Below are 22038 nucleotides of genomic sequence, written 5' to 3' on the forward strand. Positions count from 1 at the left end.
GAAACGCTGCGGGGGCTGGCCGGAGGACATTCTTCACATATGTCCCGCCGGCCAGCCCCCGCAGCGCTTCCACAGGGAGACTACAACCCAAGTTCTCAGTTCCGTGCCCCTTATTCGGCTGTTGGCAACGCCCCCGGCATCTTCCCTTCCACCAGATAGGGGTTGAAGTACCCGTACTTGAGCCAGGGGCAGCGCTTGCGCAGCCGCTTCATGAAGTTCGCCAGGCCCATGCTCGCGCCGTAGCCCGCGCCGCTGGCCGTCACCACGCCCTTGTACACGTCCGGGTCCAGGTTCAGGTTGCGCAGCTGCACGTAGTCCACGCGGCTGCCCTCGATGAGCGAACCCAGGGCCTCCAGCTCTTCCTCGGTGTCGCTGACACCGGGATGGTACAGAAAGTTCAGGCTCACCCACAGCCCGGACTGCTTGGCGCGGGCCACGGTCTCGGCCACCTGCTCGAAGCCGTAGCCCTGGGGGCGGGTGTAGGCCTCGTACAGGGGTTTGCGCGCGCTGACCATGCTCACGCGCATGGAGTCGAACCCGGCGGCCTTGAGCTCCTCCACCACTTCGGGGCGGCTGCCGTTGGTGTTCACGTTCACCGTGCCCTTGCCGCCCCCGGCCCGGTACAGGCGCGCGGCCTCGGCCAGCAGGGGGGCCTCGGTCAGGGGTTCGCCCTCGCAGCCCTGGCCGAAGCTCAGGATGGGGCGCGGCTCCCGCTCGGAGTGCACGGCCATCACTTCGGCCACCTCCTGCGGGGTGGGGCGGAAGGTGATGCGGTTCTGGGTGGAGGGGAAGCCGCTGCTCTCGTCCTGCAGGCTCAGACAACCCACGCAGCGGGCGTTGCATGCCTGGGAGGTGGGCAGCGGGGCCTCGAAGCGGCCCAGGGCGAGATTGCGCGCCGCCGGGCAGCAGTAGTTCAGGGCGCAGTTGGAGAGGTGGCCCAGCAGCCGGTTCTTGGGGAAGCGGGACATGAGCATCCGCGCGCCCTTGGTGATCCTGTCCTTCTTTACGCTGGTGAACACCTGGCGCTGATCCTGGTCCACGCGCTTGGCGCAGACGTAGAAGCGTCCGGCCGCAAAACCCACGGCGGCGTAAGCGAAGAGCGGCAGCACCGGCGCGCCGGGGCGGGCCTTGTAGGCCGTGACGCCCGAGACCGTGTGCCCGGGGGAGACGAAGGCGGCCACGGCCAGCTCCTCCAGTTCCTCCACTTCGCCGGATTCCGGGTCGAAACCCAGGGCCGAGCGCCCGGGCAGCAGGAACAGCTCGCTCTCCGAAGGCAGGGGGGTCAGTTCGTCGGGGCGGGGCAGACCGAACTGGTCGCCGCGCCTGACGAGCATGTCCAGCTCGGGGTGGTCGTAGATGTTGCCCGCCTTGTCCGCGAAAACGAGCTTGGGGGTGGGTTTGTCGGATGCCATGGGCCCTCCTGGCCGGAAGGTTGTAGCGTGATGCGGGGAGGAAGAGAAGCGCGGGCGCTGTGGAAACAGCAGCACAAAAAGGGCTGCTCCGGGAGGAGCAGCCCTTGATGATCCGATGGACCCCGGCGATTAACGCTTGGAGTACTGGAACCTGGCGCGGGCGCCGCGCTGGCCGTACTTCTTACGTTCCTTGGCGCGGGCGTCGCGGGTGAGCAGGCCGGCCTTTTTCAGCACGGGGCGCAGCTCGGCGTCGACCTGCAGCAGGGCGCGGGAGATGCCGTGACGCAGGGCCTCGGCCTGGCCCGACATGCCGCCGCCGTCCAGGGTGGCGTTCACGTCGAACTTGCCCAGGGTCTTGGTCAGGGCGAAGGGCTGACGGATGATGCCCTGCAGCACGCTGCGGGGGAAGTACTCATCGATGGCGCGGCCGTTGACGGTGATCTGGCCGTTGCCGGGGACGAGGCGGGTGCGGGCGACGGCGGTTTTCCGGCGGCCGGTTCCGTAGAAGAAGTCGGTGCTCATGTTCTGCTCCGTGAATTAGGCCAGGGGCTTGGGCTGCTGGGCGGTGTGGGGATGCTCGCTGCCGGAGTAGACCTTCAGCTTCTTGAGCATGGCGCGGCCCAGGCGGTTCTTGGGAAGCATGCCCTTGACGGCCTTGATCAGCACCTGGTCGGGCTTGGTGGCCAGCATGTCCTTCAGGACGGTCTCTTTCAGGCCCCCGATCCAGCCGCTGTGGCGGTAGTACATCTTCTGGTCGAGCTTGCGGCCGGTCACCTGCACCTTCTCGCAGTTGACCACGACAACGAAGTCGCCCGCGTCCATGTGGGGGGCGAATTCGGGCTTGTGCTTGCCGCGCAGACGACCCGCGATCATGCTGGCCAGACGGCCAAGCACCTGTTCGGATGCGTCCACGATCACCCAATCACGGGTGATTTCTTTGCTGCTCGGGCTATATGTCTTCATGACCAAATGTCCTCCATGCGACTGGGAAGACGAGTCCTTTACGGAGTTGCGCCTTCCGTGTCAACACCCAATTCGGCTTTTCTGCGATTTTCCCGCCTTGAGCTTTCCGCGGGGGAAGGATACCTACATCCTATGTCAAACGTGCGCAAGTCCCTCCTGCAGCTTATCTTCACCGGCTCCTCCATGCAGCGCTGGAACGACAAGCTCCGGCCGACCGAGCTCATGGAGGTGGACAAACAGGCCCACAAGATGATGGTGGCCTGGGTGCTCTTCCTGCTCAACACGCGCGACATGCCCGCCGAGGAGCGGGTGGAGCTGGGCGCGCGCATTGTGGAGGGCGGCATCTTCGACTACCTCTACCGCCTCATCATCACCGACATCAAGCCGCCCATCTTCTACCGCATCAAGGCCAACCCCGCCCATTACCGCCAGCTCACGGACTGGGTCTTCGCCGAGCTGGAGCCGCGCGTGCGCAGCCTTGGCGAACCCTTCTGGGACAGGCTCCAGACCTACCTGCGCTCCACCGAGGAGGACACGCTGGACAGGCGCATCCTGAGCGCCGCCCACCTCTACGCCAGCGGCTGGGAGTACAACCTCATCAAGTCCATGAACCGGCAGGACGTCGAACTCATGGACATCGAGGAATCCTTCCGCAACGGCCTGAAGAAGAACGTGGACCTCATCGGCGTCCCCGACCTGCTGGAGGGCCTCTTCGGCCAGGGCCGCACCCCGGTGGGGCACTTCGCCCAGGTCTGCGGGCAGCTGCGCTTCCAGAAGCGCTGGTCGCAGACGCCGCGCATCCCCGAGACCTCGGTGCTGGGGCACATGTTCATCGTGGCCTGCTACGCCTATTTCTTCTCGCTCTCCATCGGGGCCTGTTCGGCCAGGGCTCAGAACAACTTCTTCGGCGGCCTCTTCCACGACCTGCCCGAGCTGCTCACGCGCGACATCATCTCCCCTGTGAAGCAGTCCGTGGAGACCATCGGCGACCTCATCAAGGAATACGAGGAGCTGGAGCTGGAGCGCGTGATCCTTGAGCCGCTGCGTCGGGGCGGCTTCCCCGACCTGGTGGACAGGCTCTCCTTCTTTCTGGGGCTCTCGGTCGGCTCGGAGTTCCAGGCCTGCGCCACCCTGGACGGCGAGGTGCGGCGGGTGAGCCCGACCGAGCTGCAGGCCTTCTACAACGCCGACGAGTACGACCCCAAGGACGGCGAGCTGCTCAAGGTCTGCGACTCCCTGGCCGCCTTCCTGGAGGCCTATACCGCCCTGCGCAACGGCATCGCCTCGGACCAGCTGCAGCAGGGCCTGTGGCGCATCCGCAGCAAGTACTCCTCCTGGGTGCTGTTCGGGCAGGTGCACGTGGGCGCGCTGCTGGCCGACTTCGACTAGCTTCCGGTCTCTCCGGGGGGATCATTCAGAGAATAGCCTCCGGCGGCCAAAGGGCTGCGCCCTTTGGAATCCCTTCCCGGCCGCCGCGGGCGTCAAACGTGCGGGTCAAGGGGGCCACGCCCCCTTGCGGGGTGCGGGGCGGCGCCCCGCCGTCATGATGTTCTTGAGCCATGCCCAACGAAAAACGGCCAGCCCGAAGGCTGGCCGCTCCCTGCCGCGAGCCTCGCGGCGAACGTCATTCCTTGACTTCGATCACCCCGGACATCTCGTCGTGCCCATCCCCGCAGAACACGTCGCAGACGAAGGGGAAGCTCCCCGCCTTGTCCGGCGTCAGGGGCACGCGCGTCACCTTGTTCGGGGCCACGTCCACCCGGATGCCCAGGCCCGGGCACCTGAACCCGTGCACCCGGTCCAGGCTGATGAGCTCCAGCACCACGGGTTTGCCCTTGGTCAGCACGATCTTTTCCGGTTTGAATTCGAACTTCTCGGCCGTCACCCGGATCACCTGAACCCCGGCCTCCTCCCCGCCCGCCTGGGCCTGGGCCGGCACGGGCAGGGCGGAAACCGAGAGCAGCCAGACAGCCAGCGCGGCAAGAAGCGTCAGCCGAGGCAGCGCAGCCGCGCATCCCGATACGGTTGGCCGCCGCACGGCTACATCCCCGCCAGGGGTTTCTCGGTGAACTCCGGGGTGGGCTTGGCCACGTCGTCCTGCACGATCCTCAGTCCCATGCCCTTGTAGGGCGCGGCGGCGTCCCAGGGCACGGGGGCCTTCTTGGGCACGGAGCCGGGGGCGGGCAGCAGGTAGGCCGTGCTCATGCCCGCGTGCTGGCCGATGTGCCCGCTCTGGTGGTGGTGCTCCTGGTGGATGTGCCCGTAGAGCACGGTCACGTTGGTGTGGGGCTCCAGCAGGGCCAGCACCTTGTCGGCGTCCTTGGTGGCCCAGTCCCATTCGGGGTAGAGGTCGAAGAGCGGCCTGTGGGTCAGCACCACCAGCGGGTCGGCCTTGGGGATGCGGGCGAGCTCCGCCGCGATCCAGGCCAATTGCGCTTCGCCCACGCTGGCCGCCGGGTCGGAGACGTTGTCGATGACCAGGAAGTGCACGCCCTTGTGCTGGAACATGTAGTGGGTCTTGCCCAGGATCTCCTTGTAGGCCTCGCCCCAGTCCAGCCCGGCGTCGTGCTCGCCCGGCAGGAAGTACACCGCTTTGGGCTTGAGCCCGCCGGCGATGCGTTTGAACTCGGTCAGGCGGCGCCTGCGCTCCTGCGGGTCGTCCGTGGTGTGGGTCAGGTCTCCGGTGAAGACCACGAAATCCGGCTGGGGGGTCATGGCGTTCACCCAGTCCACGCCTTTCTGCAGGCTCGCCGAGGCGTCGGGGTTGACCGGCGGGTTGGCGTAGCCCACGTGGGTGTCGGCGAACTGCACGAAGCTGAAGCCCTTGCCCGCGCCCGCCGCGGCAGCCAGGGCCCCGCTCCCCGGGTAGGTGAGCAGCAGCGCGCCGCCCACGCCCGCGACCTTGAGGAATCCGCGCCTGTCCATGGTGTTCATCCGCTCCTCCGTGTTTCCCTGGAATCCGGTCCGGTGAGTAACCGCTTTGCCGGGGCGGTCCTGCCCGTAAGGCCAGGTCTGATTTGATCCATCATCTAGAGAAACCGGGCAGAATTGGCAACATCCTCCTGCGGGGTTCCGGTCAGGGGCCGCACCAGTCCGGGGGGGCCTGCCGCAAACCCGGGATAAGTTGACAAGCCGGTTCAGCTCAGGAATATGTTTGAATAGGATCATAGTTCAAGAAGCCGCAATGATGCCCTTCAACGTACAACGTCATGGAGGTGCCCCGTGAAGACAGTGATGTCGATCCTTGCCGTCATCTTTCTGCTGGCGCTGGCGACTGCCGCGTTCGCGTCCCCGGACAACCCAAAGATCCCCTTGAAGGTGGGCGACATGGTGTATGTCTGCGGTTGCGGCGAGTCGTGCCCGTGCAAGTCGATGTCGATGAAACCGGCGAAATGCACGTGCAACAAAAAGATGGTGAAGACGAAGGTGCTGAGGATCGAAGGAGACAACGCCGTGGTCAAGGTCAAGGGGGCCGAGGAGACATTCCCCATGACCGGCAAGTACGTCTGCGGCTGCGGTGCTGGCTGCGATTGCAACTTCGTCAGCCAGAGCCCGGGCAAGTGCGCCTGCGGCAAGGATCTGGTCCCCGCGAAATAGACGCGATTCCCGCGCGGCGGGGGGCCGGCCCTCCGCCGCATTGACGGCGCGGCATCCACCGCGCCGTGTTTTGCTTACGGCCAGGAGGCGGATCATGGCTTTTTCCGACACCAACCCAGGCGAGCTGCTCCAGGTTTCGGGCGGCTATTGGCAAGCCTGCGCCCTGCACGCCGGGGCCATGCTCGACGTGTTCAGCCCCCTGGCGGACGGCCCCATGGAGGCCGGGCCGCTTGCCGCGCGCCTGGGCTGCGAGGCGAGGGCCCTGGGCATGCTCCTGGACGCGCTGTGCGCCATGGGCCTGCTGGGCAAAAGCGGCGGGGCCTACGCCCTGCAAGGCGCGGCGGCGCGGTATCTGGTGAAGTCGTCGCCGGGCTACATCGGTTTCATCATCCGCCACCACCACAGGCTGATGGCCTCCTGGGCCAGGCTGCCCGAGGCGGTGCGCACGGGCGAACCGGTGCGCCGTTCCGACGCCGCCAAGGATGAGGGGCGGGAAGATTTCCTGATGGGCATGTACAACCTGGCCTCGGCCATCGCCCCGGGCCTGGTCAAAAGCCTGGACCTGGGCGGCGCGGCCGCGCTGCTGGACCTGGGCGGCGGCCCCGGCACCTACGCGGTGCACTTCTGCCTGGCCAACCCCGGGCTCAGGGCCACGGTGTTCGACCTGCCCACCTCCGAGGCCTTCGCGCGGGATGTGGCCGCGCGCCACGGCGTGGGCGACAGGGTGGATTTCGTCGCGGGGAATTACTTGGAGGATGAGCTCCCAGGCGGCTTCGACGTGGCCTGGCTCTCGCAGATTCTGCACGCCCAGAGCCCCGAGGAGTGCGGGACGATCATCGCCAAGGCGGCGAGGGCGCTCAAGCCTGGCGGGCTGCTGTTCATCCACGAGTTCCTGCTGGACGACGCCATGGACGGCCCGCTCTTCCCGGCGCTGTTCTCGCTGAACATGCTGCTGGGCACGCAGAGCGGGCAGTCCTACAGCGGGGGCCAGTTGCGCGCCATGCTGGCGGCGGCCGGATTCAAGGACGTGACCCGGCTCGACTTCAAGGGGCCCAACGACTCGGGCATCCTGCGGGCCGTGGCCGGTTAGGGACGATCAGGCTCAGGCGCCCGTTCTGGAGAGGATGACCTCGATCTCGGCAAGGGTGGTGACCATCTGCGCCATGGAGTCGATCAAGGCGTCCTGGGTGAGTTTCAGGCGGTCGAAGCAGTCCTGGCAGACGGTGGAGCGCATGCCCTCCAGCCCCTGGCCGATCCCGGACATGGTGGCCATGACGTGCCCCACGTGGATCAGGTCCAGGGCTTCGTCGCGCTCCTCGTCCTGGGCCGCGTCCGGGTCCATGTACCAGCGCACGCAGTTGACTATGGGGGAGGGCAGTTCCCAGCGTTTGAGCAGCAAGGCCCCCAGCTCGGCGTGGTCTATGCCCAGGATCCTGCGCTCGGCCACCTCGAAGGGGATATCCTCTTTGGAGGACAGGGTCAGCAGCTGGTCGGCGTCCACTTCGAGGAACTGGCCCAGCACGATCTTGCCGATGGTGCAGAGCAGCCCGGCGGTGAAGGTGTGGTCGGGCGCGCGCAGGCCCAGCTCCCGCGCGAGCACCTCGGCGCCGGTGCCCAGGGCGACGCTGTGGCGCAGCAGCTCGCCTTCGGCCAGCCTGTAGCCCGCCACCGGGGGCTGGGTGCGGGGGGCCACGCCCGAGGCGATCACCAGCTGGACCACCCTGCGGGTGCCCAGGCGGAAGAGGGCGTCGCGCACGGTGGTGATGCCGCCCGCGCCGCCGAAGAAACTGGAGTTGGCCATGCGCAGCACGTTCACGGTGAGCCCGGGGTCGTATTCGATGGCCGAGGCCAGCTCGGCCAGGTCCGCGTCGGGCTTGGAGAGGTAGGCCATGATCCGCATCACCGGTGCCGGCATTTGGGGCAACTGCTCTGCGCGGGCGATGATCTGGTCACGTAACGTCATATTTCCCACTCCTGTCCCTGCGAGGTGATGGTCACTTTGCCTGTTTCCACATCGAGCGTGAGCGTGCGGGGGATCGTGCCTCCCACATCCTGTGCGGCCAGGACGACGCCGTTCTTGGTGAAGAGCGATTCGAGCATGGCCATGTTCTGGGCGCCTGTGTCGAACTGGTTCTGGATGAGGTTCATCCGGCCGCAGCCCGCGGCCTTGAAGATCAGGCTCTCCTTGGCGCAGCCCATGGCGGCCAGCTTGCGGATCATCAGCGGCACCCCGACGTTGACGTACATGTAGGGGTTCTGCACGTTGGGGCCGACAGCCCGGGGGAGCAGGCAATGGATGAGCCCCCCCACCTTCGAGGCCGGGTCGTACGCGGCAAGCCCCAGGCAGGAGCCCAGGGAATGCGTGACGAGCAGATCCCGCGGCCTACGCGAGATCTTCATGTCGGAGATGGTGACGACCAAACGGTTTTTCACGAGGGGATGGTCCTGGGGCTTTTCAATGCCTCGCCAACCAATTAAGATTACAAAAAGCAACGCCGTTGGTAAAGCGCGGCAAACCCACGAGGACCATCCATGCTGTTACGCGAACGCGCCTGGGACGTGATGCGCACCGACTTCATCACCATCCGCGAGAGCGACAGCCTGCGCGAAGGCGCGCTCAGGCTGCGCAAGGCCATGAAGGATCACCCCGAAAGGGCCTGCGCCGTGGTGCTCTCGGCCGACGGGGAGTTCAAGGGGGCGGTGACGGCCTGGTGGCTGCTGCTCTACACCGAGCAGTGCGCCCTGGACGACTCCCTGAAGCTGACCCAGGGGCAGGATTTCGAGACCAAGTTCCGCACGGTGTGCCGCAAGTGCTTCTCCCGCAGGGCCGGGGAGGTGGTGGAGCGCGACCTGCCCGTGGTCAAGCCGCAGGACCCGCTGGCCGTGGTGCTGGAGTCCATGCTGTCCACCCGCAGGCGCTGGGCCGTGGTGCTGGAAGGCGGCAAGGTCTTGGGCGTGATCGCCGCCGAGGACGTGTTCATGCAGCTCGACTGGGAAGAACCCCAGGAGGGCTGAGCCGCAAAGTGGTTTCAAGGCCGCCCCCAAGGCCGTGGGGGCGGCGGAAAAAGCCCGGGCCGGGGATGTTTCCACATCCCCGGCCCGGGCTTTTGATTCACAGGCAGGCTCGACAGCTGGCTACATCTGCTTCGTGTTGATCAGGTAGGTGGCCAGCTGCTTGGTGAAGCGAGGGTCGTATTTCGGGTCACCGCCCAGGGCGGCGGCGGCAGCCTTGGGGGTCATGGCCTTGGCGTAGGGCCTCTCGGTTATCATGGCGCAATAGGAATCCGCCACGGCGGTCAGCAGGCCCGGCACGGAGAGGTCCGCGCCGGAGAGCTTCTGCGGGTAGCCCGAGCCGCCCAGGCGTTCGTGGTGCTGCAGCACGCACTGCTCCACCTCGGGGAAGCGCAGGTCCAGCTTGGCCAGCATCTCCATGCCCAGCAACGGGTGCTTGAGGATCTTCTGACGCTCCTCCGAGGTGATGGTCTGGGTCTTTTCGCGCAGGAAGGCGGGGATCTTGCTCATGCCCGCGTCGTGCAGGAACAGGCCCAGGGCCAGCCGGTCCAGGGCCTGGCGGCCCTTGGGGTCATGCTTGATGTCGGGCGCGGACTGCAGGAAGAGCTGCAGGCCCACGAACCCGCAGTTCACCGAGTGGTTAGCCAGGGTGTGCTTGGGGTGCACCCGGCGCGAGATGGCCTTGCCCCGGTTGACGTCCTGCCAGAGATATTCGGTGAGCACCATGACGTCGGCCACGAGCTTGTCGGCCACGGCTTTCACGGGCTGCTCGATGAACTCCTCCATGCGCCGGGTGAGGGCGGCCTGGAAGATGTCGGCGGTTTCGCTCTCGGTGAGGTGCCGGTCCATGAGCACCAGGTCCAGCTGGTAGGAGATGTGCTTGACGTAGACGGCGTGGTCCGCCCGGGAGACGAAGATGAGCCCGAGCTGGACCAGGTTCTCCAGCTCCTCCCCCATCTCCTTGCTCAGGCGCTCCCCTACCTTATAGAAAGGTACGAGCCGGATGACGTCCTCCTTGAGCCTGAAGATGTTCAGGGGAGGGCGGAACTTGTTGAAGCTGAGCAGAATGTCCGGGCTGATCTGGTAGTATTCCTCTTCCAGATCCTCCATTTCTTTGTTCAGGGGCTTCTCGCTCATGTGGATAGGGTGGGTTGAGGGTCGCCGCGCAAAATCCATCGGCTTGGCGGTACACGTACCCTGCCCGGAGCGCTATTACAAGCATTACAACCGGTTTTGCGAAGGCAGGCGCCCCTCGAGCCTGGGCGGCTGCGGCCTGCGCCGCCCAGGCTCGAGTGGCGCCGCGGAGCCGCCATGGAATCCTGGCCGAGTCGTCAGGGCTGGGCACCGCGTTTCCCGCCGGGAGGCCCGGAAGGGTTCCGGAAGCGCCGGCCGCCCGGCGCAGGCCTGTCCGAAGGGGTCAGGTGGTAAAATCAGGCCAAAGTGGGAGACGGCCCCTCCGGGTGGGAACCGCCGAAGGCCCCGTGTGACGCCCTCCGGGGCGTTTTTTTTGGCCCGCTTACGGCCTCCTTTGGCGGCGAATCATTAAATATCGCGCGATGTTGAGGTGTTGCGATTGCTAGCAACACGAAGCAATGGTTTGAGAATTTTCCTTTTAACTTGACATAAAGGTGGGATTGTTTGAGAGGCAAGTGGAAGAGAGTGGTAAAAAGTGGTGAGTTGTGTGAGGGCCTGAATGTTCAGAGGACACTCCGAACGAAATCTCGACCCCAAGGGGCGACTGATGCTGCCTCCCGATTACCGGGAGGAGGTCTTCAGGCATTCCCCCGAGGGCAGGCTCATGCTCACCAACTTCGACGGCTGCGTGGTCGGCTACACCCTCCCGCAGTGGGCCTCCATCGAGGAGGGCTTCAAGCGCGTCAACGTGCTCAACACCACTCTGCGCAAAATCCAGCGTTTCATCATCGCCGGCGCGGTGGAGGTCGAGCTGGACAAGCAGGGCCGCATCCTCGTGCCGCCCTACTTACGCAGCTATGCCAAGCTCGACAAGGACTGCATCCTGGCGGGCATGGTCGATAAATTCGAAATCTGGGACAAAGCCACCTTCGAGTCCATGCGCAAGGAGACCGAAGACAACCTCGACGCCGACCTGACGACCCTCGCGGAAGCCGGGTTCGAGCTGCATCTCTGATACCGGGGGGCCATCGTGGAACACGACCCCCGGCACGCCCCCGTCCTCGTGCGGGAGGTGTGCGATCTCCTGAACCTCCGTCCCGGGATGCGCGTCCTGGACGCCACCCTGGGGCTGGGCGGCCATTCCCTGGCCATGCTGGCCAGGACCGGAGGCGACGTGGAGATTCTGGGGCTGGACCGCGACGAATCCGCCATCAGGCGCGCCAGCGAGAACCTGTCGGGCTACCCCGGCAAGGTCACGGCGCGGCAGATGCGCTTTTCGCAGTTCCCCCAGGCCCTGGATGAGCTCGGCTGGGACGGCGTGGACGCCGCCCTGGCCGACGTCGGCGTTTCGTCCCCCCAGTTGGACGAGGCCGAGCGCGGCTTCAGCTTCGTGGCGGACGGCCCGCTGGACATGCGCATGAGCGTGGCCGACGGCTCCGAGCCCGCCGCGAACATCGTGAACAAGTGGAATTTCGAGCGCCTGCGCGACCTCATCCGCGAATACGGCGAGGAGCCCCAGGCCGGGCGCATCGCCAGGGCCATCGAGGCCGAGCGCGCCAAGAAGCCCATCGAGACCACCCTGGAGCTGGCCAAGCTGGTGGAGCGGGCCTACCCCCCCAAGTGGCGGGCCAACGCGCGCAACCACCCGGCAACGCGCACCTTCCAGGCCCTGCGCATGGCCGTGAACCATGAACTCGACGAATTGAAGGATTTTCTGGACAGGATCGTGGACTCCCTGCATCCCGGCGGCCGTGTGGCCGTCATCTCCTTCCACTCCCTGGAAGACCGCCTGGTGAAACAGGCCTTCCGGCGCGAAGCCTCGAGCTGTTTGTGCCCGCCCCGCCAGCCGCTGTGCACCTGCGGCCACGCCCCACGTCTGCGCATCCTGACCAAGAAGCCCCTCATGGCCTCCCCCGAGGAGGCCGCCGCCAACCCCAGGGCCCGTAGCGCCAAGCTGCGAGTGGCGGAAAAGCTGCCCGCCCCGGAGGCCAGGTGAAGACCGGCGTCACCAAGGAATGGGCCATCACCATGGCCTTTTCGGTGCTCGTCTTCCTGGGGCTGGGGCTTGGCTTGACCTGGGTGAACATCGAGCGCGTGGACATGGCCTACGAGCTCAAGCGCCTCCAGACCGAGATCGTGGCCCAGGAGTCGCTCATCTCCAAGCTGGAGGTGGAGCGCAACACCATGCTCACCCCGGAGCGGCTGCGCGTGCTGGCCACACAGTACGGCCTGACCCAGGCCCGCCCCGGACAGATCAGGCGCCTGGGCGCCGCCGGCGAGGAGATCGCCTCCCCGGTCATCAAGGCCGCGCCCCCGGCCCCGGAGAAGCCCGCCAAGAAGAAGCCCGAGGACTGCCCGCCCAACAAGGTGATGAAGAAGTCCCCCCGCAGCAAGGTGGCCGGACCCGCCGACGCCGGGCAGGACGCCAAGAGGAAGAAGAGCACGTGAGCCGCGCACAGAAACAGATACGCGACTTCAGCCGCATGCGACTCATGGTCGTGGGCGGTGTGTTCTTTTTGTTCTGGGCCAGCCTCTGGGTCCGGGCGGGCTTCCTGCAGATCGTGCAGGGGCCCCAACTGGCCGAGCAGGCCCTGCGCCAGCACATGGCCTCCGAGTACGACCGGGGCAAGCGCGGCGTCATCCTGGACCGCAACGGCCAGCTGCTGGCCAAGTCCGTGGAGTTCATGGCCGTCTCCGCCGTGCCCAAGGAGGTCAAGAACCCCGAGGAGGCGTCCAGCGCCCTGTCCAAGGTGTTCGGCGTCCCCCAGAAGGACATCCAGCGCAAGCTCACCAGCCACTCCAACTTCGTGTACCTGGCCCGCCGCGTGAACGACCGCGCCGCCGCCCAGGTCAAGGCCTTGAACATCCCCGGCGTGACCCTGGCCACGGAGTACGGGCGCTCCTACCCCAACAAGCAGATGGCCGGGCAGTTGCTGGGCTTCGTGGGCTACGACGACCAGGGCCTTGAAGGCCTGGAGAAATATTTCGAACCCATGCTGGCCGGGAAGAAGGCCAAGTACGTGGTGCAGCGCGACGCCTCGGGCCGCAGGCTCTACCTGGACGCCCAGGGCCGCGAGATGGCCAACGCCGACGGCTCGGACGTGCGCCTGACCATCGACGCCCAGATCCAGTTCTTCGCCGAGGAAGCCCTGGCCAAGGCCGTGGTGGACAACAAGGCCAAGGCGGGCACCTGCATCGTGGTGCACGTCAAGAGCGCCGAGATCCTGGCCTGGGCCAACTACCCCTTCTTCAACCCCAACGGCGGGTCCGACTCCGACCCCAAGGCCGCGCGCAACCGCCTGGCCCTGGACGTGCTGGAGCCCGGCTCCACCATGAAGCCCATCCTGATCGCGGCCGCATTGCAGGAGAAGGTGGTTCGCCCCGACACCACCTACAACTGCGAAAAAGGGCAGTGGAACTTCCAGAACATCGCCACCATCCGCGACACCCACCCCTACGACGTGCTGCCGGTGAACAAGATCCTGCGCTGGTCCTCCAACATCGGCGCGGCCAAGATCGGCATGGACTTGGGCGCTCCCAAGCTGCACGCCTACTTCGAGAAGGTGGGCTTCGGCCAGCCCACGGGCCTGCCCCTGCCCGGCGAGGCCAAGGGCCTGCTGCGCCCCCTCTCGGCCTGGAGCAAGCTGGACCTGGCCACCAACTCCTTCGGCCAGGGCATCGGCGTCACCCCGGTGCAGCTGGCCCAGGCCTTCCACATCATCGCCAACAACGGGGTGCGCAAGCCCCTGCGCCTGGTGCTCGACCCCGTGCAGGACAGCGCCTACTGGCCCGAAACCCGCGTGTTCGACCCCCAGGTCGCCAGGACCGTGCAGCAGATGATGCGCGAGGTCGTGGAGGAGGAGAAGGGCACCGGCGTCAAGGCCCACATCGACGGCCTGGAGCTCGGCGGCAAGACCGGCACCGCCCAGAAGGCCAAGGCCACCGGCGGTTACGGCGACAAGTACCTGGCGGACTTCGTGGGCTTCATCCCCGCCGTGGACCCCGAGTACATGATCCTCGTCATGGTGGACGAACCCGAGCCCAACCATTATGGCGGCGTGGTCGCCGCGCCCGCCGTGCGGGAGGTGGCCATCAAGAGCCTCTCCTACCTGGGGCGCATGCCCGAATCCGTGAAGCTGGCCCAGGAGCAGCGCCCCGCAGCCCCGGCTCACGCCCAGGGACCCACCGGCACGGCCCCCGACGTGGCCGAGGTGCTGGGAGTGGCCTTCCCGCCCATGAACCTTTCGGTCAACGGCGCGGAGGTGCCCAACCTGGTGGGCCTGCCGCTGCGCAAGGCCTCCGAGATCCTGGCATCCAAGGGCGTTGTGCCCTCGCTCAAGGGCAGCGGCCTGGTGGTGGGCAAGCAGAACCCCGCGGCCGGGACACCCTGGAACGCGGTCGAAAAAGAACCTTTCACCCTCTGGCTGGCCAAGGCATCCTGACAATGAGCTTCACAGACAAGCCCGAAACCGCCGCCTGGGCGGACCTCCTGAACCGCGTGGCCGCGGGGCTGCCCATCCGCACGGACTCGCGCCTTGTCGAGCCCGGCGACGTGTTCGTGGCCGTGCCCGGCGCGGCGCAGGACGGCGCCCAGTTCGTGCCCATGGCCGTGGAGAAGGGCGCGGGCTACGTGGTGGCCGCTTCAAGCGATAGTTTCCCTGCTGACGCGCGGGCCGAGCTGGTGCTCACCGACGACCCCCGCCGGGCCCTGGGCCAGCTCGCGGCCGCCTCCAACGGCACCGCCACGCTGCCCTTCCCCCTGGTGGGCGTCACCGGCACCAACGGCAAGACCACCATCGCCTACCTGGTGGAGCACGTGATGGCCTCGGCGGGCGGCAAGCCCGGCGTGCTCTCCACCGTGGAATACCGCTGGCCGGGCGAGTCCGTGCCCGCCAACCTGACCACCCCCGGCTGCCTGGCCATCCACTCCATGCTTGGCCGCATGGTCCGCGCGGGCGTCACCGGCGCGGTGATGGAGGCCTCCAGCCACGCCCTGGACCAGGGCCGCCTGGAAGGCCTGACCTTCGACGCCGCCGCCCTGACCAACGTGACCCAGGACCACCTGGACTACCACCGGAACATGGAGACCTATTACAGGGCCAAGCGCAGGCTCTTCGAGGCCTACCTCAAGAATTCCACCGGGGCGGTGCTCAACGGCGACGACCCCTACGGCCGCAGGATGCTGGAGAGCATGCCCGACGCCCTGGGCTACGGCCTGGGCGAGCAGGGCGCCGCGAAGCGCTGGCTGCAGGGCGTCATCCTCTCCAACACGGCCCAGGGCATGGAGCTGGAGATGCGCTACGACGGCGGCTCCTGGCGCTTCGCCACCCCCCTGGCCGGGGCGCACAACGCCGCCAACCTGCTGGCCGCCCAGGGCGCGTGCCTGGCCATCGGCTTCACCCCGGAGCAGCTCCTGAGCCTGGCTACCTGCCAGGGCGCGCCGGGCAGGCTGGAGCGGGTGCCCAACTGCCGGGGCCTCAACGTCTACGTGGACTACGCCCACACCCCCGACGCCCTGGTCAACGTGCTTAAGGCCCTGCGCAAGCTCGACTTCGGCAAGATCGTCACCGTGTTCGGCTGCGGCGGCGACCGCGACCGCACCAAGCGCCCGCTCATGGCCAAGGCCGTGGCGGACTGGTCGGACGTGGCCGTGCTCACCTCGGACAACCCGCGCCACGAAGACCCCCAGGCCATCATGGACGACGCCATGCCCGGCCTGGCCGGGGCCAGGCAGGTCATCGCCCACCCGGACCGCCGCCAGGCCATCGCCATGGCCCTGGAGCTGCTCACCCCGGCGGACGCCCTGCTCATCGCGGGCAAGGGCCACGAGACCTACCAGCAGATCGGCGACGTGAAGCACCCCTTCAACGACGTGGAAGTGGTCAAGGAGCTTCTGGCATGAAGCTCGCCCTGGGCGAAATCATGGCCGCCGTGCAGGCCGAGGCCGACATCCGCCCCTTCGCGGGCGCCGTGTGCGACCTCGTGACCAGCGACAGCCGCCAGGCGCGCCCCGGCGCGCTGTTCTGCTGCCTCAAGGGCGAACGCGCTGACGGCCACGACTTCGCGGCCCAGGCCGTGGAGCGGGGCGCTGGCGCGCTGCTGGCCTCCCGCCCGCTGCCCGAGGTCGAGGGCAGGGCGACCGTGCTCCAGGTGCCCGACGTGCTGGTGGCCATGGGCCTGCTGGCCCGGCACTGGCGCAGGCGCACCCGCGCCGTGGTGGCCGCGCTCTCGGGCTCGGCGGGCAAGACCACCGCCAAGGAGATGCTGGCCTCCATCGCCGCGCGCATGGCCGCCTCCATCAAGAATCCAGGCAATTTCAACAACCAGCTGGGCCTGCCGCTCTCCATGCTGGCCGCCGAAGAGGAGCACCGCCTCTGGGTGCTGGAGCTGGGCATCAGCCGCCCCGGCGACATGGAGGAGCTCGGGGCCATCTGCGAGCCCGACGTGGCCGTGGTGCACAACATCGGCCCCGCCCACCTGGAAGGCCTGGGCAGCATCGAGGGCGTGGGCCGGGCCAAGGCCGCGCTGTTCCACTTCCTGCGCCCCGGCGGGGTGGCCCTGGCCAACCGCGACTACCCCGAGCTGTGGGCCGCCGCCAGGGAGATCCGCCCGGACGTGCAGGCCATGTCCACCAGGGACCGCGAGGCCCCCTACTATTGTTCCTTCACCGGCTGCGGCCCGGACGGGCGCGGCCTGTACCGCCTGAACCTGCAGGGCCTCAAGCTTGAAGTGGCGCTCTCCTGCCACGGCGGCCACCTGGCCGAGAACGTGCTGGCCGCCGCGGCAGCCGCCAGCGTGCTGGGCGCGGACGCCCGGCAGATCGCCGAGGGGCTGGCCGCGGCAGAGCTGCCCGGCCGCCGCTTCGACGTGAGCCGCATGGGCGGGCTTGCCGTCATCGACGACACCTACAACGCCAACCCCCTGTCCATGGCGGCGGCCATCGAGTCCGCCAGGGCCCTGGCCGGGGGCGGCCCGCTGGTGCTGGTGCTCGGCGAGATGGGCGAGCTGGGCCCCGAGGCCGACCAGGCCCACCAGGCCCTGGGCGAGTGCATCGCCAGGGGCGGCTGCGACCTGCTGGTGTTCAAGGGCGGCGCAGCCGGGCACGTGGAGCGCGGCCTGCGCTCGGCCGGCTACACCGGGCGCTTCGTGCCGGTGGAGACTGCGGAAGAATTCGAGGGCGTAGCCCGCGACATGGATATCGACGAGGGAGCCGTGCTCTTCAAGGGCTCGCGCTCCCAGCGCATGGAGGAGTTCTTGGAGCGTTTTCTTGCAACACGCGCGGGAGAGAGCAAGTGATTTTCTGGCTGCTGGTCCCCTTCGCCGCTCAGATGACCGTGCTGAACGTGTTCCGCTACATCACGTTCCGCGCCATCTACGCTTTCGCCACTGCGCTCATCATCTCCATCGTGTTCGGCCCGCGGATGATCCGCTGGCTGACCAAGATCAAGTGCGGCCAGTACATCCACGAGGACGTCAAGGCCCACCAGTGCAAGGCCGGAACCCCCACCATGGGCGGGCTGCTCATGGGGGCCTCCATCCTGGGTTCGGTGCTGCTCTGGGCGGACCTGGCCAACGCCAACGTCTGGATGGCCATCATGGTCTTCGTGGGCTTCGGGCTCATCGGCCTGGGCGACGACTACCTGAAGGTGGTCAAGAAGAACAACAAGGGCCTCTCCGCCAGGGGCAAGCTCATCGGGCAGCTCATCATCGCGGGCGTGGCCGTGGGCGCGCTGCTCCTGGACCCGGACTTCTCCACCAAGCTCCAGGTGCCCTTCTTCAAGAACTTCTCGCCGGACCTGGGCTGGTGGTACCTGCCCTTCGCCGTGCTGGTGATCGTGGGGGCCTCCAACGGCGTGAACCTCACCGACGGGCTCGACGGCCTGGCCATCGGCCCCACGGTGGTGGCGGCGGGCATGTTCGCCCTGTTCGTCTACGTGGCGGGCCACGCTCAGATCGCGCGCTACCTGCAGGTGCTGCCGGTATCCGGCGTGGGCGAGGTGGCGGTGTTCTGCGCGGCAATGGCCGGGGCGGGGCTCGGGTTCCTCTGGTTCAACGCCTACCCGGCCCAGGTGTTCATGGGCGACGTGGGCTCCCTGGCTCTGGGCGGGGCGCTGGGCTTCGTGGCCGTGGTCTGCAAGCAGGAGTTCATCCTGATGATCGTGGGCGGCGTCTTCGTGCTGGAGACCCTCTCCGTGATCCTGCAGGTGGGCTACTACAAGTTCTCCGGGGGCAAGCGCATCTTCCGCATGGCCCCCTTGCACCACCATTTCGAGCTCAAGGGCATACCGGAATCCAAGATCATCATCCGGTTCTGGATCCTCTCCATCCTCCTGGCCTTCGTGGCCTTGAGCACGCTGAAGCTGAGGTAGCGGGATGCAGGCGCTGATCCACAAATCGCAGTTGGCGGGGCACAAGGCCGTGGTGGTGGGAGCCGCCGTGTCCGGCGTGGCCGCCGCCCGCCTGCTGGCTGCCCTGGGCGCCTCCGTCCGCCTGCTGGACCGCAACCCCGAGGCCCTGGACGCCGAAGCCCGCTCCATGCTGGAGGGCCTGGGCGTGGAGCTCAGGCTCGGCCCCCACAAGCCCGAGGACTTCGCGGGCGCGCAGATGGTGGTGCTCTCCCCCGGCGTGCCCGTGGCCAAGCTGGCCGCGCTCCTGGCGGCCTGCCCGGATGCCCAGGTGCTCGGCGAGCTGGAGCTTGCCTCCTGGTTCAACCAGGCCCCCATCGTGGCCGTCACCGGAACCAACGGCAAGACCACCACGACCACGCTCATCGGCGAGATCCTTCGCCACGCCGGGCGCAAGGTGTTCGTGGGCGGCAACATCGGCACGCCCCTCTCCGACCATCTGCTCTCGGGCGAGCCCTGCGACGTGGCCGTGCTGGAGGTCTCCAGCTTCCAGCTGCAGAACGTGAAGAGCTTCCGCCCCAAGGTGGGCGTGCTGCTCAACTTCTCGGCCAACCACCTGGATTTCCACGCCGACATCGAGGAATACCTTACGGCCAAGCTCAACCTCTTCGCGCGCATGACCGAGAACGACCTGGCCGTGCTGCCGCTTGAGATGAAGGACGAGTTGGAGGCCCGCACGTTCACCAAGGCCCGCCGCGTGTACTTCACCGGCACCTCCCGCTTCCCGGAGAACCACCTGCCCGGCGCGCACAACAGGGCCAACATGGAGGCCGCCTGGCTGGCCTGCCGGGCCATGGGCGTGACCGAGGAGCAGGCCCGCGAGGCCGTGGCCGCGTTCAAGCCCCTGGCCCACCGCCTGGAGAGCCTGGGCGAGAAGGCCGGGGTGCTCTTCGTGGACGACTCCAAGGCCACCACCGTGGACGCCATGCGCGCCGCCGTGCAGAGCTTCGACCGCCCGGTGCGGCTGCTGGCGGGCGGCGTGTTCAAAGGCGGCGACCTGGAGGCGGTGCTGCCGCTGTTCAAGGGCCGCGTGGTGGAGGTGGGGCTGTTCGGGGCCAACCGCGAGGTGTTCGAGGCCGCCTGGAGCGGGCAGCTCCCCCTGTTCTGGGAGCCCACGCTGGAGGCCGCCGTGACCAGGCTGTACCGCAACAGCGAGCCCGGCGACGTGATCCTGCTCTCCCCGGCCACGGCCAGCTTCGACCTGTACTCCGGCTACAAGGCCCGCGGCGAGGACTTCGCCCGGATCATGGCCGGTCTGCCCGATGAGACGGAGGCCAGGCAATGAGCGTGCACGCCCACTCCCAGGCGCACGTCGCCTCCCCCCCCATCGCGGCGCCCCGCTCCGGTTTCGACTGGTGGCTGGTGGCCTTCGCCGTGGCCCTGGCCGGGCTCGGCGTGGTCATGGTGCTCTCGGCATCGGGCATCATGGCGGAGCGCATGGTCCACGACAAATACTTCTTCTTCAAGAAGCAGGCGATCTTCCTGGGCATCGGGGTGTGCCTGATGTTCTTCGTGGCCTGGCTGCCCCGCAAGATCCTCTACGGGCCGGTGTACCTCTGGCTCTTCGTGGTGTTGGCGCTCCTGGCCATGACCATGATCCCGCCGTTCTCGGTCAAGGCGGGCGGCGCGCGGCGCTGGATGCACCTGGGGCCGCTGCTGCTGCAGCCCATGGAGCTGGCCAAGGTGGTGCTGGTGTTCTACCTGGCCTATTTCTATTCCAGCAAACAGGCCCTGGTGAAATCGTTCTCCGTGGGCTTCATCCCCCCTGTCATCGTCACGGGCATCCTGGGCGTGGTGCTGCTCATCCAGCCGGACTTCGGCGGCGCGGTGTTCCTGGGCATGCTCTTCTTCCTGATGAGCCTGGTGGGCGGCACGCGCATCATCTACCTGTTCGTCTCGGGCCTGTTCGGCGCGGCGGCCGCCGTGCTGCTGGTGGTGCACTCCCCCTACCGCTTCAAGCGCTGGTTCGCCTTCCTGGACCCCTTCCAGGACCCCCAGGGCACGGGCTACCAGCTGGTGCAGTCCTTCTTCGCCTTCGGCTCCGGCCAGGTCACGGGCGTGGGTTTCGGCGCGGGCAAGCAGAAGCTCTTCTACCTGCCCGAGGCCCACACGGACTTCATCATGGCCGTCACCGGGGAGGAGCTGGGCTTCATCGGCGTCTCCGTGATCTTGGCCATGATCGGGGTGCTCATGTGGCGCTCCTTCCGCATCGCCCTGGCCCAGGACGACCTGCGCGACCGCTTCACCGCCTACGGCATGGCCATGGTGCTGGGCATCGGCTTCCTGCTGAACCTGGCCGTGGTCATGGGCTGCGTGCCGCCCAAGGGCGTGGCCATGCCCTTCCTCTCCTACGGCGGCTCCAACCTTATTTCGGGCTTCCTGTGCGTGGGCATCCTCCTGAACCTCTCGAGGAGGAAACCCACATGAGGCGCGCCATCGTGACCACGGGCGGCACCGGAGGCCACATCTTCCCGGCCCTGGCGGTGGCGGCCGAACTCAAGGCCATGCACCCCGGCGTGGAGATCCTCTTCGTGGGCGGCGAAGGCCCCGAGGGCGAGCTGGCCCGCAAGGCCGGAGTGAGCTTCAGGGGCCTGGCCGTGCGCGGCGTGCTCGGCCGGGGCCTCAAGGCGATCCCCGCCATGTTGCGCATGGCCGGGAGCCTGGTCACGGCGCTGGCCATCGTCAGGGATTTCAAGCCGGAGGTGGTGGCCGGTTTCGGCGGCTACGCCGGGTTCTGCCCGGTGCTGGCCGCCTGGATGCTGCGAGTGCCCACCGCCGTGCACGAACAGAACAGCGTTCCCGGGGTGACCAACCGTTTCCTTGGCCGGGTGGTGGACAAGGTGATGGTGACTTACCCCGACGAAACCCGCGCTTTTCCGGCCGCCAAGGTGCTCGTCACGGGCAACCCGGTGCGCCCCGAGATCGCGGGATACGTCGAGGCGGAACCCTCGCGGGTGGTGCCAAAAAGGGTTCTTGTCTTGGGAGGCAGCCAGGGGGCCCGGGCCGTCAACCGGCTGATGGTGACGGCCTGGCCCCGTTTGGCTGCTGAAGGCGTGGAGCTCTGGCACCAGACCGGCTCCGCCGACTACGAATCATTGTCGCAGCACTATCGCGGGCAGGCTGGCGTCCGGGTGGAGCCCTTCATCACGGACATGGCCGCGGCCTACGCCTGGGCCGGGCTGGTGATCGGCCGCGCCGGGGCCTCCACCCTGGCCGAGCTGGCCTGCATGGGCAAACCCTCGCTGCTGGTGCCCTTCCCGCACGCCACGCACGACCACCAGCGCGTGAACGCCTCCTGGCTGGAGCGCGAGGGCGCGGCCGTGGTCATCGCCGAGAAGGACCTCACCGCCGACGTGCTGGCCGGCACGATCCTCGGGCTGCTTAACGATCAGGACAGACTTCTGGCCATGGGCCGCGCCGCGCGCGCCCAGGCCAAACCGGACGCCGCCGGGGTGATTGCGCGCGAGCTCACCCGGCTGGCGGCATGATGAAAGGAACCAACGTGGCTGACATCG

22 protein-coding genes are annotated in these 22038 nt (G+C 67.5%); 14 read left to right on the forward strand and 8 right to left on the reverse strand.

Annotated elements, in window-relative coordinates; all coding sequences use genetic code 11:
- Positions 1-110 precede the first annotated feature (110 nt).
- The 3 genes from MLE27_RS09785 to rplM form a co-directional block, all read right to left on the reverse strand.
- Complete coding sequence (locus tag MLE27_RS09785; RefSeq protein ID WP_243311884.1) at positions 111-1412, reverse strand: radical SAM family protein; 1302 nt, start codon at positions 1410-1412, stop codon at positions 111-113.
- A 129-nt stretch (positions 1413-1541) separates the two neighbouring features.
- Entirely contained in the window at positions 1542-1934 is a 393-nt protein-coding gene (gene rpsI / locus MLE27_RS09790) for a 30S ribosomal protein S9 (RefSeq protein ID WP_243311885.1), read from the reverse strand.
- A gap of 15 nt (positions 1935-1949) precedes the next feature.
- Positions 1950-2375 (reverse strand): 50S ribosomal protein L13, encoded by a 426-nt coding sequence (gene rplM, locus MLE27_RS09795; RefSeq protein ID WP_243311886.1) that lies wholly within the window; start codon positions 2373-2375, stop codon positions 1950-1952.
- A 132-nt stretch (positions 2376-2507) separates the two neighbouring features.
- Here rplM and MLE27_RS09800 point away from each other — a divergent pair, with 132 nt between their 5' ends.
- Positions 2508-3764 (forward strand): HD domain-containing protein, encoded by a 1257-nt coding sequence (locus MLE27_RS09800; RefSeq protein ID WP_243311887.1) that lies wholly within the window; start codon positions 2508-2510, stop codon positions 3762-3764.
- A gap of 235 nt (positions 3765-3999) precedes the next feature.
- Here MLE27_RS09800 and MLE27_RS09805 read toward each other — a convergent pair whose 3' ends face one another.
- On the reverse strand, positions 4000-4413 hold the full coding sequence (locus MLE27_RS09805; protein ID WP_243311888.1) for a cupredoxin domain-containing protein: 414 nt from the start codon (positions 4411-4413) through the stop codon (positions 4000-4002).
- A 2-nt stretch (positions 4414-4415) separates the two neighbouring features.
- The gene (locus tag MLE27_RS09810; protein WP_243311889.1) at positions 4416-5309 is read right to left on the reverse strand and encodes a metallophosphoesterase family protein; all 894 of its coding nucleotides are present in this window, start codon (positions 5307-5309) and stop codon (positions 4416-4418) included.
- Between the two features lie 288 nt (positions 5310-5597).
- Between MLE27_RS09810 and MLE27_RS09815 the strand changes: the two genes are divergently transcribed.
- Complete coding sequence (locus MLE27_RS09815) at positions 5598-5972, forward strand: hypothetical protein (protein ID WP_243311890.1); 375 nt, start codon at positions 5598-5600, stop codon at positions 5970-5972.
- 94 nt (positions 5973-6066) lie between these two features.
- Positions 6067-7062, forward strand: coding sequence for an acetylserotonin O-methyltransferase (locus MLE27_RS09820; protein ID WP_243311891.1), 996 nt, complete (start codon positions 6067-6069; stop codon positions 7060-7062).
- 12 nt (positions 7063-7074) lie between these two features.
- Here MLE27_RS09820 and MLE27_RS09825 read toward each other — a convergent pair whose 3' ends face one another.
- Entirely contained in the window at positions 7075-7935 is an 861-nt protein-coding gene (locus MLE27_RS09825; RefSeq protein WP_243311892.1) for an HDOD domain-containing protein, read from the reverse strand.
- Positions 7932-8405, reverse strand: a complete 474-nt coding sequence (locus tag MLE27_RS09830; RefSeq protein WP_243311893.1) for a chemotaxis protein CheD — start codon at positions 8403-8405, stop codon at positions 7932-7934. Before MLE27_RS09830 ends, MLE27_RS09825 begins: the two co-directional genes overlap by 4 nt.
- Before the next feature lie 99 nt (positions 8406-8504).
- Between MLE27_RS09830 and MLE27_RS09835 the strand changes: the two genes are divergently transcribed.
- A complete protein-coding gene (locus MLE27_RS09835) occupies positions 8505-8987 on the forward strand; it encodes a CBS domain-containing protein (protein ID WP_243311894.1) in 483 nt (160 codons plus the stop codon).
- Positions 8988-9107: 120 nt separating this feature from the next.
- Here MLE27_RS09835 and MLE27_RS09840 read toward each other — a convergent pair whose 3' ends face one another.
- Complete coding sequence (locus MLE27_RS09840; RefSeq protein WP_243311895.1) at positions 9108-10121, reverse strand: HD-GYP domain-containing protein; 1014 nt, start codon at positions 10119-10121, stop codon at positions 9108-9110.
- Between the two features lie 556 nt (positions 10122-10677).
- On the opposite strand from MLE27_RS09840, the gene mraZ reads away from it, so the two are divergent.
- Genes mraZ through murG form a run of 10 tightly spaced genes read left to right on the forward strand, consistent with a single transcriptional unit; the run spans position 10678 to position 22011 of the window.
- Entirely contained in the window at positions 10678-11133 is a 456-nt protein-coding gene (gene mraZ / locus MLE27_RS09845) for a division/cell wall cluster transcriptional repressor MraZ (RefSeq protein ID WP_243311896.1), read from the forward strand.
- Between the two features lie 15 nt (positions 11134-11148).
- On the forward strand, positions 11149-12114 hold the full coding sequence (gene rsmH, locus MLE27_RS09850; protein WP_243311897.1) for a 16S rRNA (cytosine(1402)-N(4))-methyltransferase RsmH: 966 nt from the start codon (positions 11149-11151) through the stop codon (positions 12112-12114).
- A complete protein-coding gene (locus MLE27_RS09855) occupies positions 12111-12566 on the forward strand; it encodes a hypothetical protein (RefSeq protein ID WP_243311898.1) in 456 nt (151 codons plus the stop codon). Before rsmH ends, MLE27_RS09855 begins: the two co-directional genes overlap by 4 nt.
- Positions 12563-14560 (forward strand): penicillin-binding transpeptidase domain-containing protein, encoded by a 1998-nt coding sequence (locus MLE27_RS09860; protein ID WP_341482527.1) that lies wholly within the window; start codon positions 12563-12565, stop codon positions 14558-14560. Before MLE27_RS09855 ends, MLE27_RS09860 begins: the two co-directional genes overlap by 4 nt.
- A 2-nt stretch (positions 14561-14562) precedes the next feature.
- The gene (locus tag MLE27_RS09865; protein ID WP_243311899.1) at positions 14563-16020 is read left to right on the forward strand and encodes a UDP-N-acetylmuramoyl-L-alanyl-D-glutamate--2,6-diaminopimelate ligase; all 1458 of its coding nucleotides are present in this window, start codon (positions 14563-14565) and stop codon (positions 16018-16020) included.
- Positions 16017-17414 carry a UDP-N-acetylmuramoyl-tripeptide--D-alanyl-D-alanine ligase gene (locus tag MLE27_RS09870; RefSeq protein ID WP_243311900.1) on the forward strand — a complete coding sequence of 466 codons (1398 nt, stop codon included), beginning with the start codon at positions 16017-16019 and terminating at the stop codon, positions 17412-17414. Before MLE27_RS09865 ends, MLE27_RS09870 begins: the two co-directional genes overlap by 4 nt.
- Positions 17411-18487 (forward strand): phospho-N-acetylmuramoyl-pentapeptide-transferase, encoded by a 1077-nt coding sequence (mraY, locus tag MLE27_RS09875; protein ID WP_243311901.1) that lies wholly within the window; start codon positions 17411-17413, stop codon positions 18485-18487. The genes MLE27_RS09870 and mraY overlap by 4 nt, the downstream gene beginning before the upstream one ends.
- 4 nt (positions 18488-18491) lie before the next feature.
- The gene (gene murD, locus MLE27_RS09880) at positions 18492-19808 is read left to right on the forward strand and encodes a UDP-N-acetylmuramoyl-L-alanine--D-glutamate ligase (protein WP_243311902.1); all 1317 of its coding nucleotides are present in this window, start codon (positions 18492-18494) and stop codon (positions 19806-19808) included.
- Positions 19805-20950 (forward strand): putative lipid II flippase FtsW, encoded by a 1146-nt coding sequence (gene ftsW, locus MLE27_RS09885; protein ID WP_243311903.1) that lies wholly within the window; start codon positions 19805-19807, stop codon positions 20948-20950. Before murD ends, ftsW begins: the two co-directional genes overlap by 4 nt.
- A complete protein-coding gene (gene murG, locus MLE27_RS09890) occupies positions 20947-22011 on the forward strand; it encodes an undecaprenyldiphospho-muramoylpentapeptide beta-N-acetylglucosaminyltransferase (RefSeq protein WP_243311904.1) in 1065 nt (354 codons plus the stop codon). Before ftsW ends, murG begins: the two co-directional genes overlap by 4 nt.
- Positions 22012-22038 lie beyond the last annotated feature (27 nt).

It is taken from the genome of Fundidesulfovibrio agrisoli (assembly GCF_022808715.1).
In the GTDB taxonomy this organism is placed as follows: Bacteria; Desulfobacterota; Desulfovibrionia; order Desulfovibrionales; family Desulfovibrionaceae; genus Fundidesulfovibrio; species Fundidesulfovibrio agrisoli.